The organism is Gilvimarinus chinensis DSM 19667 (assembly GCF_000377745.1).
GTDB lineage: Bacteria > Pseudomonadota > Gammaproteobacteria > Pseudomonadales > Cellvibrionaceae > Gilvimarinus > Gilvimarinus chinensis.
Genome location: NZ_KB898706.1, coordinates 1063808 through 1082148 on the forward strand (window position 1 = coordinate 1063808; position 18341 = coordinate 1082148).

Consider the following 18341-nt stretch of genomic DNA (forward strand, 5'->3'; position numbering starts at 1 on the left):
AGGCATCACAGTTTTTTACGGCACACCCACACAGACAGGGTGATGATTAAACCGCCCAGCAGCAATCGGCCCCATTCGGCGTCGCGGCTCCAGAACACAATGTTCACCAAAATTCCGGCGGGAATCAGCAGGTTGTTCATGGTGGCTAACTGACCGGTATTAACGCGCTTGCTCGCCATGGCCCAGGCCAGGTAACCAAAACCTGAGGCGCCCAGGCCAAGCCACACCAGTACGGACCACTGCACGGCGGTAGTGGGCACACGCGTCCAATCGGTGAAAAGCAGGGTGCCCAATCCCGACACCAAGGTGGCGCCTAAGAAAAAACAGGCAAAGGTGTGTACCTGCGTGCGGCTACTGCCAAGCTCTAGCCGTTTATAGCCAACCTGACCGGCGGCAAAACACAGGTTGGCGGCCTGAATTAATAAAAATCCGGTCAGGGCATCGGCGCTGATATTTTCGTAGCGAATAATCGCCGCACCGGCAACCGCTAGGGCCGAGCCCGCCCACCAGCGCAGGGGAAGGTGTTGGCGGCGTAAAATCAGCTCATCAATTAAGGTAATCCACAGCGGTGTAAAAATCGTGAACAGTAAAACCTCAGCAACACTGATATAACTGAAAGCGTGGTAGAGAAACTGGTAGGTAACGCCTACCTGTAAGGCACCGATACCGGTTAGCATGGCAAGGGTTTTAAATGGCAGTTGCGCGGGACGAAAAAACGGCAACAATAGCGCCAATGCTAAAGACACGCGAATCAGAACCGCCAGGTAACTGTCGACCTGGCCGCTTAAATAAACGCCAATTAAAGAAAAACTAAACGCCCAAACAATAGTGACAATTGATAAAACCGCAAGGGCAGGTACAGAATTGAATGGCATGTTGAGTAAGCAATGAGGGTGATGGGGCGAGGAGTTTAACACAGCGTAGGAACAACACTATGCAACAGCCCATTGTTGGCTATCACAAAGATGAAGAAGACCACTGGGTTGCCGAGCTTGCCTGCGGCCATAACCAGCACGTGCGCCATAACCCGCCCTGGGTGGTGCGCGATTGGGTCACCACCGAAATGGGGCGTGCGGCTATGTTAGGTTATAAGTTGGAGTGTAAGCTTTGCGATGAACTGAAATGTTGAGCGTGTGGTGACAGTGTTAGGAAAACGCCCGATAACTTGGAATGTCATCGGGCGTTCAACATGCGCAGGTTAAGACTGCAGCGCTTGGGTGGTATCCACCAGCCAGGCGGCGGCACCAATCAGTGCGGCTTTGTCATTGGTAACCATGCGCACGGGAATGTCTTCAACGTAACCACGCATAATGCCTTTGTTTAAGTAACGCTTAATAAAGTCGGTTTGAGGTAGGTAATTGGCAATTTTGGGAACAATGCCGCCGCCTAAGTAAATACCGCCCATGGCGCCCCAGCTTAAGGCTTTATCCCCTGCGACTCCGCCCAAAATAGCGCAGAAAGTTTGTACCGCTTCTTCGCACAGGGCTTCTTTGTGTTTAATGCCGCGTTCGCTGACATCGGCAGGGGACAAGTCTTCTGCGTCTACCCCTTTAAGGGCGGCCAGCGACTTATAAATAGAGACCAAACCCTGGCCCGACAGCATGTGCTCAATGGAAACATGCGGATGGTGCTTGCGCATTTCCTGCAAAATACCGATTTCGGTATCGGTGGTGGGGGCAAAGCTGCAATGCCCGCCTTCGGTGGGAATAATTTTCCAGCCAGTAGAAACCGGGGCAAGCAGTGCAGCGCCAAAACCGGTGCCGGGGCCCATAACGCCGATGGGCGCGTAGGGGTTGGCATCGGTGCAATACAGGCTCGCGGTATCGCCTTTTTGTAAATGGGGCACGGCGTAGGCGAGGGCAGAGAAGTCGTTAATGACATCCAGCGCCTGCATGTTCAGCTCATCGCGCAGACGCGAGATGGAGAACTCCCAGTTCAGGTTGGTGACTTTTACATGGCCGTCCTGAATCGGCCCCGCGATCGCCAGGCAGGCAAACTTGGGCATGGCGACGCCCGCTTGCTTCACGTAATCGCGAATCATATCGGCGAGGGTGTCATAGTTGGCGCTTGGCAAGCTGATTTGCTGCTCGGCGTTGTAGCCTTTGTTGTGGCTACAGGCGTTAACCAGTCCAAAACGGCCATTGGTACCGCCGATATCGGCAACCAGAATAATACTCATTGGGGTGCATCTCCTCGCGCAGACGTTTTGTTTTATCTTACTTATTCGACAATTAAATGCCCAGAGGTGGCCATGTTATCGATATAAGTTTGTGAGCAGTCTAGTTTGAATTGACAGCGCTGTCAATAATGGTGTAGTTTGCGCCGCAATTCGCTATGCTAGTGCGCCTGATATAAGGCGTCTGCCCATAAAAATGCCCAACATAAAAATAGCGACGACAAAACCCTGACAGATACCTTCGGAGGTAAATTGTGCCTTGGCCCAAAGTCACCAGTGTGGTTGCGCCCGACCCCGCTATAGAGGAAAAAGTTGAAGCAATACTCGCGCAGATGAGCGTAGAGGAAAAAGTGGGGCAAATGATTCAGCCTGAAATCAAACAGGTAACCCCGCAAGATATTAAAGACTACCACATCGGCTCGGTGCTGAACGGTGGCGGCTCTGTGCCCAACAACGACCGTTACGCCAAAGCCTCGGACTGGGTTGCGCTGGCCGACAGCTTTTTTGATGCCGCCGCCGATTGCTCAGACGGCAAGGTGTACGTTCCTATGATGTGGGGCACAGATGCTGTACACGGCGTGGGCAACGTAGTCGGTGCAACTTTGTTTCCCCATAATATCGCTCTGGGGGCGACCGGCAATCCAGAATTGATTCGTCAAATTGGTGAAGTAACCGCGCGCGAAATTGCCGCTATTGGTATCGACTGGGATTTCTCGCCCACCGTTGCCGTGGTGCGCGACGACCGCTGGGGCCGAACTTACGAGTCCTACTCGGAAGATCCGAAAATCGTTTACGACTATGCCGCCAAAATGGTTGAAGGCCTGCAGGGGGCTGGCGATGCCGATGAGTTTCTCAACACCGAACATGTGATTGCCACAGCCAAGCACTTTATCGGCGACGGCGGCACCATCAACGGCATCGACCGTGGCGACTGTGTGGATGATGAGCAAGTGCTGTGCGACATTCACGGTGCCGGCTACATCAGCGCTATTGAGGCGGGTGTGCAAAGTGTGATGGCCTCATTCAACAGCTGGCACGGTGAAAAGCTGCACGGCCACAAACATCTGTTAACCACGGTACTAAAAGACACCATGGGTTTTGATGGCCTGGTGGTAGGTGACTGGAACGGTCACGGCTTTATCGAGGGCGCCAGCGTGCTGGATTGCCCTCAGGCCATTAACGCCGGGCTGGATATTTTTATGGTGCCAGACCCGGACTGGAAAGTACTGTTTCAAAACACCGTGGAGCAAATCAACAGCGGTGTGATTCCCATGGAGCGTGCCGACGATGCCGTGCGTCGTATTTTGCGCGTGAAACTGCGGGCCGGTTTGTTCGAGCGTGAAAAACCCTCTGCTCGCCCACTCGCCGGTCGCGATGAGGTTATCGGTTCTCCCGAGCACCGCGCCGTGGCCCGTCAGGCGGTGCGTGAATCTTTGGTGATGCTGAAAAACAAAAATCAGTTGTTACCGCTTAACCCCAAACAAAAAATACTGGTGGCTGGCGACGGCGCCGATAACTTATCCAAGCAGGCCGGTGGCTGGTCGGTTACCTGGCAGGGTACAGGCACCACCCGTAAAGACTTTCCTGGCGCCAGCAGTGTGCTGGACGGCATTCGCGATGCGGTAACCAGCGCTGGCGGCAATGTGGAATTTAATCAAGACGGCGCTTACAGCGAAAAGCCCGACGTCGCCATTGTGGTCTGGGGTGAGTCGCCCTATGCCGAAATGCAGGGCGATGTACAAAATTTGTTGTACAAAGAATCAGCCGGCCGCGATTGGGCGCTGTTGCAGAAGCTAAAAGCCGAGGGTATTCCGGTCGTTTCACTGTTTATTACCGGGCGGCCTTTATGGGTAAACCGCGAGCTGAATGCCTCCGATGCCTTTGTGGTGATTTGGCAACCGGGCACTGAGGGTGCCGGTGTTGGCGATGTGCTCTTTACCACGGCCAGTGGCGAGATCGCGCACCCCATAAAAGGCAAGTTGACTTTCTCTTGGCCGCGCACGCCAGATCAGGGCCCTCTAAATGTGGGCGATACCGACTATGACCCACTGTTCCCCTACGGTTTTGGTCTGACTTACGGTGAGGTAGACACCCTTGGCGACGACTTGCCCGAAGAATACGACGCGAGCTTCGAGGCCAGCGATGAAATGCCCGTGTTTAATCGCCGCCCCATGGAGCCCTTTAGTATTATCCTTGAGGGGTGCAAAAACGACCGCGTAACCTTAACCGGCAATGCCGCTGAAACCACCAGTATCAGCGTTAGCTGTGTTGATCGCGAAGTACAGGAAGACGCTCGCCGCGCGCTGTGGAATGGGGAAGGCGAGGGGTTTGTGGCGCTGTCCACCCGCGACCGCCAGGTGATGGTGGACTATTTAGAGAACGACGGCGCGCTGGTCTTCGAACTGCGTGTTGATAGCGCTCCCACCGCGCCGGTTACACTGCGTTTAGGCTGCGGCCCCAACAGTAATTCAGACCTGGATATCACCGATACGGTAAAAAGTCTTGCGGATAAAGGCTGGGCAAAGGTCACGGTGCCGTTGCACCTGTTCCCAGATGTAGGCTCAGATTTTGGCCTGGTATTGCCACCGGAAGAGTTCTTTTACCGCATTCTGGAGCCTTTTACATTGGTTACTCAGGGCGCGCTGGATTTACGCTTTTCCTTCGTTGAGGTGCAAAAACATAAGGCGGGCAAAGCCATAGAAGTAAGTGCCTGTTAACATCGAGTAAGCCAACCTTAAATCACGCAAGTGAAAATCAAGCCCGCCGTTTTCCGGCGGGCTTGATTAACCCTCATAAATGACTACCATAGCCGCCTCACAGGATGTTGGTGCTGAGAACTTTTGTCGCCTACGCGTGTCTTACGCGCGTTACGGATCTCCCGTTGCACGGGAAGACAAAAAATAAGCGCCAGACGCAGCGCAAGCGAAAATACTATGGTTAAAGTCCGCCAAGATCACCCCATTGCCGCAGACGGCAGTGTCGACATCGATGCCTGGCTCCAGCGCCTTGAAGGTATCGAACAGCAAAGCTCACCCACGCTGGCCGAAATTAAGCGCGCCTGCGAACTCTGCCAAAGTGTGGATATTCTGCCGAGCACCGACCCCCACAGCTGGGGCGAGGGCACTAGTTGCTTTCGTATCGGTCTGGAAATGGCCGAAATTCTCGCCGACTTACAGCTGGACCAGGACACCCTGGTCGCCGCCGTGCTCTATCGCGCGGTGCGCGAGGGCAAGCTGGCGCTCACCGGGGTAGAGGCTCAGTTCGGTGAAACCGTTGCCAAGCTGATTAAGGGCGTACTGCGTATGGCGGCCATCAGCTACCAGCGCAATGAGTCCGATGAAAAAGTATTCGGTAAACAATCCGAAGAGCAGGCCGACAACATCCGCAAAATGTTGGTGGCCATGGTGGATGATGTACGCGTTGCGCTGATCAAGCTGGCCGAGCGCACCTGCGCCATTCGGGCGGTAAAAACCGCAAGTCCCGCGCGCCGCCGCCAGGTCTCGCGCGAGGTGTCAGACGTGTACGCACCCCTGGCGCACCGCTTGGGTATTGGCCACATTAAGTGGGAGCTGGAAGACCTCTCTTTCCGCTATCTGGAGCCTGCCGACTACAAACGCATTGCCTCGCTGCTGGATGAGCGCCGTATCGCCCGGCAAGAGTACATCGACAATGTGCTGGAGCTTTTGCGCGGCGAACTGAAAACCGCTAATATCGATGGCGAAGTGAACGGTCGTGCCAAGCATATCTACAGTATCTGGCGTAAAATGCGCCGCAAGGGCATCGGCTTTTCTCAGGTGTACGACATTCGCGCCGTACGCATTCTGGTGCCCACGGTGCGCGATTGTTATACCGTGCTGGGTATTGTGCACAGCCTGTGGCGCAACATCCCCCACGAGTTTGACGACTACATCGCCTCGCCCAAAGAAAACGGCTACCGCTCGCTGCACACCGCGGTAATCGGCCCGGAAAACAAAGTGCTGGAAATTCAGGTGCGCACCTACGCCATGCACGATGAAGCCGAGCTGGGTGTGTGCGCCCACTGGCGTTACAAAGGCACAGATACCGATGCCGCGCAGGATGGTTACGAACAAAAAATTTCCTGGCTGCGCCAAGTGCTTGAATGGCACGACGAGTTGGGTGGCAGCAGCGAGCAGCAGCTGCAGGATGATCTGAAAGCCTTCGATCAAGACCGCATTTACGTGTTTACCCCCGAAGGCCATGTGGTGGATTTACCCAAAACCGCCACGCCTTTGGATTTTGCCTACCGCATTCATACCGATGTTGGCCACCGCTGTCGCGGCGCCAAGGTGAACGGGCGCATAGTGCCGCTTAACTACCATCTGAATACCGCCGATCAGGTAGAGATTTTAACCGGCAAGCGCGAAGCGCCCAGCCGCGACTGGCTGTCGCCGGCGCTTGGTTACGTCAACACCGCTCGCGCCCGCGCCAAAGTGCAGCATTGGTTTAAAGTGCAGGCCCGCGATGACAATATCGCCGAAGGGCAGGCGCTGCTGGATCGCGAATTTAAACGCCTGGCGCTGCTGGATTTAGATTTTGAAGCGCTCGCGAAAAAGCTCAATATGCAGACTCTGGACGATCTGTACGCCGCGGTAGGGGCCAGCGATATCGGCGTGGGCCAGGTGCTTAATGCCGCCCAGCGCTTGATTGACAAAGAGCATCCCAAAGAGCCGGTTATTCCGTTTAAAGCCCGCTCACCGAAAACGAAAAAAGATTCGGATGTGTACATTGAGGGTGTAGGTAACCTGCTGACGCAAATCGCCAGCTGCTGTAATCCGGTACCGGGCGATGCCATTACCGGCTACATTACCCTCGGCCGCGGTGTTTCCATTCACCGCGCCGATTGCAGTAATATTCTGCAGCTGCAGGCGGATGAACCCGAGCGCATTATCAAAGTGGACTGGGGTCGCAAGCCCCAGAGCAGTTACTCGGTGGATATTATGGTCGAGGCCTACGACCGCTCGGGCCTGCTGCGCGATATTACCTCACTGCTGGATCACGAGCGCATCAACATCAGCGCCATGCAAACCCTGTCCGACAAACAGAAAAACTCGGTGGATATGCTGATTACCGTAGAAATTCGCGGCTTTGATGAACTCAGTCGCGTGCTGACGCGGTTAAATCAGTTGCCAAATATCGCGTCGGCGAGAAGGAAGTTGTGATTAACGTGGGACGTCTGATGCCGGACGTCTGACGTTTCAAGACACAGGATATAAATTCATGCCTACCCCAACCTACACCCTCGACGATTTAATCTACCTGATGCAACGCTTGCGCGATCCGCGTGATGGCTGCCCGTGGGATTTAAAGCAAACCTACGAGACCATAGTGCCGTCGACGATTGAAGAGGCCTACGAAGTGGCGGATGCGATTGAGCGGGGTGATTTGGATCACTTAAAAGAAGAGTTGGGCGATTTACTGTTTCAAGTAATTTTTTACAGTCAATTCGGCACTGAAGAGAAACGATTTGATTTTTATCAGGTGGTGGATACCTTAGTGGCCAAGCTGGTGCGGCGCCACCCGCATGTGTTCCCCAACGAAAAGTTGCGCGAGCGCTACGGCGATCAACCCGCCGATGAAACGGCTATTAAACAGCGCTGGGAAGACATTAAACAGGAAGAGCGCGAGGCCAAAGGCGTGCGCGGTACGCTTGACGATATTCCGCTGAATCTAGCCGCACTCAGCCGCGCGGCTAAACTGCAAAAACGTGCGGCGCGCACCGGGTTTGATTGGGACGACATCAAAGGCCCCATTGCCAAGGTGCGTGAAGAGCTGGAAGAAGTAGAGCAGGCACTGGCCTCGGGCGATATGGATGCCGTAGAGGCCGAGATGGGCGATTTGTATTTTGCCGCAGTAAATATCAGCCGTTATTTAAAGCAAGACCCCGAGGCATCGCTGCGCCGCGCGAACCGAAAATTTGAATCGCGGTTTCGCTACATTGAAGCCAATGCGTCTAAACCACTTGAGCATATGAGCCTGGAAGAAATGGACGCCCTATGGGACAAAGCAAAACAAGAGGGCTTGTGACATGAACAACGCCGTACAGCAAAAAGCCCTCGCCGCTATTGAGCAAGGGGATTGGCATGGCGCACACGAGCTGGTGCAGGAGGGCAATGACACGCTGTCGTGCTTATTGCATGCTTACCTGCACAGAGAAGAGGGCGACCTGGCCAATGCTGCTTACTGGTACCGCCGTGCGGGCCAGTCTATGCCTGATAATTCTTTGACTGATGAGTTGGCGCGTATCAAAGGGTTAATAAATACGCCTGAATGATACGTTCATCCAATCTGTAACATTGGTGAATGTTAAGCGACAATAAGTGAGCCGTTACCGTTGGCACATCACGATTTATTTGTAGCGCCTTTCGTTGGTGCGCTTTCTTGTTTTTTTGCTCCAGAAAAGATCCCCGCTTATCAATAGCCCTGCCAGAATTCGGTGCGAATCTCGTCGCTTCCCGAGACACTTTGGCCCATAAAGTCTGAACGCTTGCCTTGCTGTTCGTCGCCTGAGCGTCCGTAAAATTTCTAAATAATAAGTTGGCCCACGCCTTGCTCTAGCTAGCCTAACGCAAATTGAAACCGTTAGGAGTTTTTATGGATAAGCAAGCAATGACCGATGCGCTGGTAAGCGCCAAAGCCGCGAAAGGGTTAACCTGGGAAACTATGGCCGCTGACATTGGCGTCTCGCCGGTGTGGTTAGCTTCGGCCTGCTTGGGTATGAACAGCTCGCCTGCGGACACCGCCAAAAAAATTACTGACTATCTTGAGCTGGGCGAGGAGGTTGCGAAAGCCTTAGAAGCCTTCCCCACAAAAATATGGGATCAAGCCGTACCCACAGATCCGCTGATTTATCGCCTGTACGAGGTGGTTGGCGTTTACGGCGAAACGCTGAAAGAAGTGATTCAGGAAAAGTTTGGCGACGGCATTATGAGCGCGATTGATTTTTCTATGGAAGTGGACAAAATTGAAGACCCGAAAGGCGACCGCGTACTGCTCACCTTAAACGGTAAGTTTTTGCCCTACAAAACCTGGTAAGCGGGAACAGCTTACTGTACTTACTGTTAGTAAGTCGCGCGAGCGTCAACTGAGGTTCGCGCTAAGCCCATAGCTGATGGGCTTGCTTTACCACCAAAGCGTGCCGCTGGGCCAAGGCTTTGCGGTCGTCGTCATACCCACCGCCAATAACCGTTGCGGTGGGTATGTTGCGGGCCTGACAAATGCTCAGCACCAAGTGATCACGCTCGGCAATACCCGCTTCGCTTACCTTTAATAAACCGAGCGGATCGTCACGGTAAATATCGACACCGGCATCGTATAAAACCAGCTCGGGTTGCGCTTGGTTTATCACTTCTGTCAGGGTTTTCTCAACCACCTCTAAATAGTCGTTATCCGTAGTACCAGGTGGTAGGGCAATATCAATATCGCTAATCGCTTTGCGCGCGGGAAAGTTTTTTTCGCAATGAATCGAACAGGTAATCGCGCGGGGCTCGTTCGCTAGTATGCTGGCGGTGCCATCTCCTTGGTGGACATCGCAATCGAAAATCAGCAGTTTTTTAACTTTTCCCTGAGCGAGCAGGGTGCGCGCGGTAACCGCTAAATCGTTAATAATGCAAAACCCCGAGGCAAAATCGTAATGCGCGTGGTGGGTGCCGCCAGCAAGATGACAGGCAATGCCGTGACTTAGGGCAAGGTGGGCGGTGAGCAGCGTGCCGTTGGGAGAAATTAACGTTCTTTTGCGCAGGCCTTCACTCCAGGGCAGGCCCATGCGCCTTACTTCGCTGGCAGATTGCTCGTTGCGACAAAAACGTTCTATGTATTCGGGGCAGTGTGCACCGTAAAGCACGGCTTTGCTCGCGGCGCCGGGCCTGAAGGTATTGTTAGGCGTAAGTATGCCTTGCTCGCTCAGGTAGTCGTTAAGCAGGCCAAACTTTTCCATGGGAAAGCGGTGGCGCCCGGGAAAGGCAAACGAATAGGCGGGGTGAGTGACCAGTGGAATTGTCATTCGGTTGGTTCAATAGCGAGAGGCGAGCTTAAACTCGAAAGCTGGGTTTATTCATAGTCAATTGCACTGATGTAATAAACCTTTTCGCCTTCTTCGTTGCGCAGCACCACCTCGTCGTCCAGCTGTTTTTTTAGCATGGCGCGGGCCAGCGGTGAATCCATGCTAATTTTTCCCTCGCTGACATTAAACTCATCCGGCCCCACAATGCGGTAGCGAGTTTCCTTGCCGTCTTCGTCTTCCAGGGTTACCCAAGCGCCAAAAAACACCCGGTCGCGATCATTGGGCAAGCGGTCAACAATGGTTAATGCTTCCAAGCGCTTGGTTAAAAAGCGCACGCGCGAGTCAATTTCGCGCAGGCGCTTTTTGCCGTAAATATAATCGCCATTTTCCGAACGGTCGCCGTTTTTGGCCGCTTCGTGCACTACGTCGGTCACCTTGGGGCGCTCTTCTTTCCATAGGTAGCGAAGTTCGGCGCGCAGTTTTTCCGCGCCTTCAGCGGTAATGTAAGCCGAGCCTTTGGGGCGCGGCGGTCGCCAGCGGCCCATTAGGCGCTGCCCAAATTTAATTGCTGTTGGTAAAACGCCAGCTCTTCGCGGGCGGCGGTTTGAATCGCCTCGGCGCTTCTAAAGCCGTGGGCTTCATCGGCGAAGGTTACGTAGCGGTTGGCTATGCCTTTTTGCTCAAGTGCGGCGACCATTGCTTCGGCCTGCTCGGGCGGCACGACTTTATCTTTTAAGCCTTGCAAAAAAATCACCGGGCAGCTGAGTTGCTCAATGTGGTGAATAGGCGAGCGCTCGGTGTACACGGCTTTGGCTTCGGGGTAGGGGCCTACCAGCGTGTCTAAATAACGGGATTCAAACTTGTGGGTGTGCTCGGCCAGTGCCGACAAGTCGCCAATGCCGTACAAGCTGGCGCCCAGGCTAAAGGTGTCGGTAAAAGTAAGGGCGGCCAGCACGGTGTAGCCACCGGCGCTTGAGCCGCGAATAATCAGTTTGCTTGAATCCGCCAAACCTTGATCCGCCAAGTACTGAGCGCCAGCGGCGACATCGGCGACGTCGGCGACGCCCCAGTTACCTTTCAAGCTGTCGCGATAGTCCCGGCCGTAGCCGGTGCTGCCGCGATAGTTCACATCCAGCACGGCGAAGCCTCGGCTGGTCCAAAATTGCAGCTTTTCGTTCAGGGCGCTGCTGGTGGCGCCAGTCGGGCCGCCATGGCACATCACAATCAGTGGCGGTTTCTCACCTTCTGGTGCGGTAAATTTTGCGTTGGTTGGGGCGTAGTAAAAACCGTGGCAGCTTGCATTGCCTGAAGTAGCAAAACTAATCGCCTGTGGTTTGGCTAAATCGTCCGGCTCAAAGCTTGCGGGCTTTGAACGGCGTAGCTGCTGCATGGGGGGCGCGGCTTTGTGACCGATGGATTGGCTGAGAAAGTGAAATAAGGTGCTGGAGCGCTCGGCGTTGCCGCCGGTAAATACAATGTGGTCCGCGTTTGCCTGAATATTGCTGATATCGGTGAGCGGGCTTGCCAGGGCGCTGAACTGATAACCGCGCGCGGTCTTTTTGCGGGTTATTAACCCCAGTGACCACAGGCCGTTTTCGCTGTAACAGCAGATGATTTTGTCGTCGCTGATAAAACCATAGGTGGACATGCCAAACACCCACTGGGGGGTGGCAAATTCGGCTTCGCGTTCAATCACGCACAGATGTTTACCGCCTTCGTAGCAGTATAAATTCCACCAATTGCTGCGGTCGTTTACGTAGTACAGCGTGCCCTCCGGGCTCCAGCTGGGCTGGAAAATGGATTCGGTAGCGCTACCTGCGATAACCTGGTGGTTCTCTATCTCGCCTTTTTCGCTCAGCTTGGCCAGGCTCAGCTCGGTGCCATCCCAGGGCATATTGGGGTGCTGCCAGCTCAGCCACAGCAGTTCGCGGCCATCGGGTGACAGGCGTGGGTTGCTGTAAAAATCCGCGCCCTCGGCGAGCGTTGTCACCTTGTAGTTGGCGTTGATGTCTATGGCCACCAGTTGGGCAATTTCCTCACCTTCGCCGGTATGATCTTCACGCACCGCTATTAAGCGTTCGCGCTTGGCATCGAAACAAAAATCCGCGTAGCGATAGTCGCCTTCCGGTGTAATGGCAACGGGGGTAAGGGAGTGGCCCTGGCGCAGGGGAATTTTATAGATGCGCTGGTCGGCGTCGAACACGGCAAAAACGGCATTTTCTGTGGCCAGGTAGGCCCCGCCGCCGTATTCGTTGGCGCGGGTGCGTACGCTCACGCTGGCGTCCAGCAGCTCACGCGGGTCTTTGCCCAGCTCCTGTCGCATTAACACATTGCGCCCGCCCTCATCGGGGCGCGACTCTAGCCAATACACAATGGCGCCGCACAGTTGCGGGGCATCCAAACGCAGAGAGTTGGCAGTGAGTGCTTCCGGGGTGATGGGGGAGTTCCAGGTGCCGAAAGGGGCGATGTGTTTGGTGTTTTTTGCGCTCATAGACTCGACAGGCTTGTGAATTTCAGGGCCCTGAACACTACCCATTGTGGCTTGTAATCGCAAGAGTTGTTGCCCGCTACCCGCGCCTGGGGTTAAATGCCGCCATGACTCATTCCATCGTTCGCACACTACAAAGTTGCGCCCGCCAGCACAGCGCCAGCCGCTGGTTGGTGGGCTTTAGTGGCGGGTTGGATTCAACCGTACTTTTGCATAGCTTAAGTGCTGCTCAGCTGGGAGTGCCTGTTATTGCCGTGCACGTTCACCATGGCCTGTCGCCCAATGCCGATAGCTGGCAGCGCCATTGCCAAACGGTTTGCGATAGCCTTCAGGTGCCGCTGCTGACTCAGCGGTTAGGCTTACATTCGGCTACGGGCAATCTTGAAGAGCGCGCCCGCCAGGCGCGTTATCAGGCGATCAATGAGTTAACCCAGCCTGGCGATGTAGTGCTGTTGGGGCACCACCGCGACGACCAGGCCGAGACGTTACTGTACCGGTTGATGCGCGGCGCCGGAGTCAAAGGTCTGGCGGCAATGGGTGAGCAGCGCCACCTGGGCAATGTAAGCCTATGGCGGCCGCTGCTTAATTACAGTCGGGCCGAGCTGCTCGCCTACGCTCGCGAACAGGACTTGCAGTGGATAGAGGATGAGTCCAACGAGCAGCTGCATTTTGATCGCAATTATTTGCGCCAGCAGGTGTTGCCCGCACTAACCGAGCGCTGGCCCGAGGCCAGCAAAGCCATGGCGCAAAGTGCTGAGCATTGCCGCGAGGCGCAATCACTGCTTACCGATTTAGCCATTCTGGATAGCCAACAACTGGCCGAGCGCCCCGAGCCCGGCGGTTACAGTGTTGATCTTGCGCATCTGCGCGCCTTACCCCCAAGGCGGCAGAAAAACTACCTGCGCTTCTGGCTCGATGAACGTTTTGGGGTCAGCATCGGTCGTCAGGCGCAAGTGGATATCGAACAGCAGCTGCTGGCTGAGGGGGCTAGCGTGGCCGCCAGAATCTCGGTGGTAGATGTGCAGCTGTGTTGCTTTGCCAACCGGCTTTACGCGCTGGATGCCCGCGCCCAGTGGGCGCCGCGCACGGATGAGCCGAGCTTGCTGTGGCAGAGCGTTGCCGAACCACTGGCCCTGCCGGGCGGAGATTGCCTCAGCCTTATACCCGTTCACCACATTGGCATCAACTGCATGGGCATTCACCCCGATGGCTTAACGGGCAAGGTCGAGGTACGCTGGCGTCAGGGCGGCGAGCGCTGCCAGCCTGCCGGTCGTGCGCATTCACAAACCCTTAAAAAACTGCTGCAAGAATACCAAGTGCCCACCTGGCTGCGCCCACGGGTGCCGCTGTTGTTTATTGATGGCGATCTGGCCGCTGTGGGCGATTATTGGGTCAATCAGGCTTATGCGGGCAAAGGGGCGGGCGCTATGGCCTTGCATTGGCACTTTGCCGCTGTGCAAAGGCCAACTTCTGATTGAGCCCGGTGGGGCTTTCTGGTATTCTGGCGCCCCATCTGAAAGCACATTGTGAGCCACAGATGCGGTCTGCACTGATCGCTGCAAAGCCACGAATGTGCGCCGAGTGAGCCCGCGCTCATTCTCCCCAATTTCTCTTAACGCTAAGCTCTACAAGGCTATACATGACGCGCTATATATTCGTAACCGGTGGTGTTGTTTCGTCGCTGGGCAAGGGCATTGCTTCTGCCTCGCTGGCTGCAATTTTGGAATCCCGCGGCCTGGCGGTAACCATTATGAAGCTGGACCCTTACATTAACGTCGATCCCGGTACCATGAGCCCCTTCCAGCACGGTGAGGTATTCGTCACCCAGGATGGCGCCGAAACCGATCTGGATCTGGGCCATTACGAGCGGTACATCCGCAACAAAATGACCCGTCGCAACAACTTTACCACTGGCCGTGTGTACGAAACCGTATTGCGCAAAGAGCGCCGTGGTGACTACCTAGGTGGCACCGTTCAGGTGATTCCCCACATCACCGACGAAATTAAGCGCCGTATTCTCGAAGGCGGCCGCGACGTTGACGTAGCGCTGGTAGAAATCGGCGGCACCGTGGGCGATATTGAATCCCAACCTTTCCTCGAGGCGGTGCGCCAACTTAAAGTCGAGCTTGGCCCACAACACGCCATGCTGGTGCACTTAACCCTTGTGCCCTACATTGCTACCGCCGGTGAAACCAAAACCAAACCTACCCAGCACTCGGTCAAAGAGCTGCGCTCCATCGGCCTGCAGCCTGAAGTATTGCTGTGCCGCTCGGAAGTGGCCATTGATGACGACTCGCGCCGCAAAATCGCGCTGTTCACCAACGTGCCCGAAAAAGCCGTGGTACCTGTACCGGATGCCAACACCATTTACGCCATTCCGCGCCTGTTGCACGAATACGGCCTGGATCAAATTGTGGTGGACTACCTGAACCTTGAGTGCGGCCCGGCGGATTTGTCCGAGTGGGACGCCGTAGTCGATGGCAAGCTCAACCCCGAGCACGAAATTACCATCGCCATGGTGGGCAAGTACATGGACTTGCTGGACGCCTATAAATCGCTCAACGAAGCCCTGAGCCACGCCGGTATTCACACCCGTACCAAAGTGAATATTGATTACATCGACGCCGAGCGCATCGAGGAAGAGGGCATTCAAGTTCTGCAAAACGCCGATGCCATTCTGGTGCCCGGCGGTTTCGGCAACCGCGGCGTTGAAGGCAAGCTGGCCGCTGTGCGTTATGCCCGTGAAAACAAAGTGCCTTACCTGGGTATTTGCCTGGGCATGCAATCGGTCGTGATTGAATTCGCGCGCAACGTGCTGGGCTTAAAAGAGGCCAACAGCACCGAATTTGACCGCCACTGCAAAGACCCGGTCATCGGCCTGATTACCGAGTGGGTAACCGCCGATGGCGACGTAGAAACCCGCGATGAAAAATCCGACCTGGGCGGCACCATGCGCCTGGGTGCGCAAGAGTGCCGCTTGGTTAAAGACTCAAAAAGCCGCGATATTTACGGCCAGGACGTCATCGTCGAGCGCCACCGTCACCGCTACGAAGTGAACAACAACTATGTTGATCAACTGCAGCAGGCGGGTTTAAAAATTGGCGGCTGGTCCAGCGACGACACCTTGGTTGAGGTGGTGGAAATTTCCGATCACCCCTGGTTTGTGGCCTGTCAGTTCCACCCGGAGTTTACCTCCACCCCGCGCGATGGCCACCCACTGTTCACCAGTTTTGTGGACGCCGCGTTAAAAAATCGCACCTAATCTTACAATGCCCGGTACGCCGGGCATTTTCGTGACAGCGACAAGTGAGCTAAATAGTGACTGATAAAATCGTTAGCGTCGGCGGTATAGAAATCGCCAACAATCACCCCTTTGTATTGTTCGGTGGCATGAACGTGCTGGAGTCTCGCGACTTGGCCATGAAAACCGCCGAAGCCTACAAAGCCGTGACCGATAAGCTGAACATTCCGTACGTGTTTAAAGCGTCTTTCGACAAAGCCAATCGCTCTTCCATTCACTCCTTTCGTGGGCCGGGAATGGATGAGGGCTTAAAAATCTTTCAGGAAATTAAAGAGACCTTTAACGTTCCGGTGATTACCGATGTGCACGAAACCTTTCAATGTGCGCCGGTGGCCGAAGTGGCCGACATTATTCAACTGCCCGCGTTTTTGGCCCGCCAAACCGATTTGGTTGAAGCCATGGCAAAAACCGACAGCGTTATTAATATCAAAAAGCCGCAGTTTTTAAGCCCGGGGCAGATGAAAAACATCTGTGAGAAATTCCGCGAGTGCGGCAACGACAAACTGATTCTGTGTGATCGCGGCAGCAACTTTGGCTACGACAACTTAGTGGTGGATATGCTGGGCTTTTCCACCATGCGTGAAGTGAGCGGAGGCGCGCCGGTTATTTTCGACGTTACCCACTCGCTGCAGTGCCGCGACCCCATGGGCGCCGCCTCGGGCGGTCGTCGCCATCAGGTGGCAGAGCTGGGCCGCGCCGGTATGGCCGTGGGCCTCGCCGGTTTGTTCCTCGAAGCGCACCCAGACCCGGATAACGCCAAGTGCGACGGGCCAAGCGCACTGCCATTAGACAAATTAGAGCCCTTTTTAACCCAAATGAAAGCAATTGATGACACAGTAAAAGCGCTACCGCCTTTACACATTGATTGATCATTAATTTTATTGAAACGACAACTGGAGCACATAGATCGATGAGCAAGATTGCCGATATTAAAGCCTTTGAGGTACTGGACAGCCGCGGTAACCCTACCGTAAGCGCTGAAGTGATTCTGGAATCCGGTGCGGTAGGTTCTGCCTGCGCCCCATCTGGCGCTTCTACCGGTTCGCGCGAAGCTCTGGAGCTGCGCGACGGCGATAAATCCCGCTACCTGGGTAAAGGCGTGCTGAAAGCCGTTGCCAACATTAACGACACCATCAAGCCCATCCTGGTGGGTATGGAAGCTGCCGATCAGCGCGCGCTGGATAACGCCATGCTGGAAGCCGACGGCACCGAAAACAAATCCAAGCTGGGCGCCAACACTATCCTGGCCGTATCTTTGGCCGCTGCTAAAGCCGCCGCTGCGGACAAAAATATTCCGCTGTACCAGCACATTGCCGAAGTAAACGGCACCGCTGGCAAGTACACCATGCCAGTTCCGATGATGAACATCCTGAACGGTGGTGAGCACGCCGACAACAACGTTGATATTCAGGAGTTTATGGTACAGCCAGTGGGCGCTAAGTCATTCGCTGAAGCACTGCAAGTCGGCGCAGAAATTTTCCACGCACTGAAAAAAGTACTCAACGAAAAAGGCCTGAACACCGCCGTAGGTGACGAAGGTGGCTTTGCTCCTAACCTGCCGTCTAACGAAGAAGCTCTGTCTGTTATCGGCACCGCCGTAGCCAACGCCGGTTACAAACTGGGTGAAGACGTAACTCTGGCTCTGGATTGCGCCGCCTCAGAATTTTACAAAAACGGCGAGTACAACCTGTCTGGCGAAGGCAAAACCTTCAACTCCGAAGGCTTCTCTGACTACCTGGCCGACCTGACCGCCAAGTACCCTATCATTTCTATCGAAGATGGTCTGGACGAAAGCGACTGGGACGGCTGGGCTTACCTGACCAAAATCCTGGGCGACAAAGTTCAGCTGGTGGGCGATGACTTGTTCGTAACCAACACCAAAATCTTGAAAGAAGGTATCGAGAAAAGCATCGGTAACTCTATCCTGATTAAGTTCAACCAAATCGGTTCGCTGTCTGAAACTCTGGACGCCATCAAAATGGCACAAGACGCCGGCTACACCGCGGTTATCTCACACCGCTCTGGTGAAACCGAAGACACCACCATCGCCGATTTGGCCGTTGCCACCTCAGCCGGTCAAATCAAAACCGGTTCACTGTGCCGCTCAGATCGCGTAGCTAAGTACAACCGTCTGCTGCGTATTGAAGCCGAACTGAACGGCAGTGCGCCTTATAAAGGTCGTGCGGAATTTAAGGCGTAAGTTTTTGACGGGACTATCGCTTTAAGTTTTGGTGGTGCGCCTTTGGGTGTATCGCCTTTGAGAAAGCCCCGCTTTGGTTGCAGAGTGGGGCTTTTTTGGTTTTTTGGGCCGCTGAAGCGGGCTTTTTATATGCCCGTGTCGCCGGGCGTTGCGAGT

15 protein-coding genes are annotated in these 18341 nt (G+C 54.9%); 10 read left to right on the forward strand and 5 right to left on the reverse strand.

Translation table 11 applies throughout. The annotated features are described in order from the left end of the window. Positions 1 to 5 precede the first annotated feature (5 nt). Entirely contained in the window at positions 6 to 875 is an 870-nt protein-coding gene (locus tag D568_RS0104960) for an EamA family transporter (protein WP_020208475.1), read from the reverse strand. A gap of 59 nt (positions 876 to 934) precedes the next feature. On the opposite strand from D568_RS0104960, the gene D568_RS0104965 reads away from it, so the two are divergent. After that, positions 935 to 1129, forward strand: a complete 195-nt coding sequence (locus D568_RS0104965) for a DUF3565 domain-containing protein (protein WP_020208476.1) — start codon at positions 935 to 937, stop codon at positions 1127 to 1129. A gap of 69 nt (positions 1130 to 1198) precedes the next feature. On the opposite strand, the gene glk is transcribed toward D568_RS0104965, so the two are convergent. Next, the gene (glk, locus tag D568_RS0104970) at positions 1199 to 2179 is read right to left on the reverse strand and encodes a glucokinase (protein WP_020208477.1); all 981 of its coding nucleotides are present in this window, start codon (positions 2177 to 2179) and stop codon (positions 1199 to 1201) included. Between the two features lie 251 nt (positions 2180 to 2430). Here glk and D568_RS0104975 point away from each other — a divergent pair, with 251 nt between their 5' ends. The 5 genes from D568_RS0104975 to cynS all read left to right on the forward strand — a co-directional run bounded on the left by D568_RS0104975 (position 2431) and on the right by cynS (position 9229). Next, positions 2431 to 4893 (forward strand): glycoside hydrolase family 3 protein, encoded by a 2463-nt coding sequence (locus D568_RS0104975; RefSeq protein ID WP_020208478.1) that lies wholly within the window; start codon positions 2431 to 2433, stop codon positions 4891 to 4893. Positions 4894 to 5109: 216 nt separating this feature from the next. Further along, complete coding sequence (relA, locus tag D568_RS0104980; RefSeq protein ID WP_020208479.1) at positions 5110 to 7356, forward strand: GTP diphosphokinase; 2247 nt, start codon at positions 5110 to 5112, stop codon at positions 7354 to 7356. Between the two features lie 58 nt (positions 7357 to 7414). Beyond that, a complete protein-coding gene (gene mazG, locus D568_RS0104985; protein ID WP_020208480.1) occupies positions 7415 to 8221 on the forward strand; it encodes a nucleoside triphosphate pyrophosphohydrolase in 807 nt (268 codons plus the stop codon). 1 nt (position 8222) lies between these two features. After that, complete coding sequence (locus D568_RS0104990) at positions 8223 to 8468, forward strand: hypothetical protein (protein ID WP_020208481.1); 246 nt, start codon at positions 8223 to 8225, stop codon at positions 8466 to 8468. 320 nt (positions 8469 to 8788) lie between these two features. Continuing rightward, positions 8789 to 9229, forward strand: a complete 441-nt coding sequence (gene cynS / locus D568_RS0104995) for a cyanase (protein ID WP_020208482.1) — start codon at positions 8789 to 8791, stop codon at positions 9227 to 9229. Positions 9230 to 9290: 61 nt separating this feature from the next. Here the strand turns inward: cynS and D568_RS0105000 are convergent, their stop codons facing one another. Genes D568_RS0105000 through D568_RS0105010 form a run of 3 tightly spaced genes read right to left on the reverse strand, consistent with a single transcriptional unit; the run spans position 9291 to position 12732 of the window. Further along, positions 9291 to 10196: a histone deacetylase family protein gene (locus D568_RS0105000; protein WP_020208483.1), complete on the reverse strand. Its 906-nt coding sequence runs from the start codon at positions 10194 to 10196 to the stop codon at positions 9291 to 9293. A gap of 47 nt (positions 10197 to 10243) precedes the next feature. Further along, complete coding sequence (gene greB / locus D568_RS0105005) at positions 10244 to 10741, reverse strand: transcription elongation factor GreB (protein WP_020208484.1); 498 nt, start codon at positions 10739 to 10741, stop codon at positions 10244 to 10246. Next, complete coding sequence (locus D568_RS0105010; RefSeq protein ID WP_020208485.1) at positions 10741 to 12732, reverse strand: S9 family peptidase; 1992 nt, start codon at positions 12730 to 12732, stop codon at positions 10741 to 10743. Before D568_RS0105010 ends, greB begins: the two co-directional genes overlap by 1 nt. A gap of 59 nt (positions 12733 to 12791) precedes the next feature. On the opposite strand from D568_RS0105010, the gene tilS reads away from it, so the two are divergent. From tilS to eno, 4 genes are all read left to right on the forward strand, one after another. Continuing rightward, positions 12792 to 14162 carry a tRNA lysidine(34) synthetase TilS gene (tilS, locus tag D568_RS19315; protein WP_211211596.1) on the forward strand — a complete coding sequence of 457 codons (1371 nt, stop codon included), beginning with the start codon at positions 12792 to 12794 and terminating at the stop codon, positions 14160 to 14162. Between the two features lie 161 nt (positions 14163 to 14323). Next, the gene (locus tag D568_RS0105020; RefSeq protein ID WP_020208487.1) at positions 14324 to 15946 is read left to right on the forward strand and encodes a CTP synthase; all 1623 of its coding nucleotides are present in this window, start codon (positions 14324 to 14326) and stop codon (positions 15944 to 15946) included. Positions 15947 to 16002: 56 nt separating this feature from the next. After that, positions 16003 to 16854 carry a 3-deoxy-8-phosphooctulonate synthase gene (gene kdsA / locus D568_RS0105025; RefSeq protein ID WP_020208488.1) on the forward strand — a complete coding sequence of 284 codons (852 nt, stop codon included), beginning with the start codon at positions 16003 to 16005 and terminating at the stop codon, positions 16852 to 16854. Positions 16855 to 16895: 41 nt separating this feature from the next. Then, entirely contained in the window at positions 16896 to 18185 is a 1290-nt protein-coding gene (eno, locus tag D568_RS0105030; RefSeq protein WP_020208489.1) for a phosphopyruvate hydratase, read from the forward strand. The last annotated feature ends 156 nt before the right edge of the window (positions 18186 to 18341 follow it).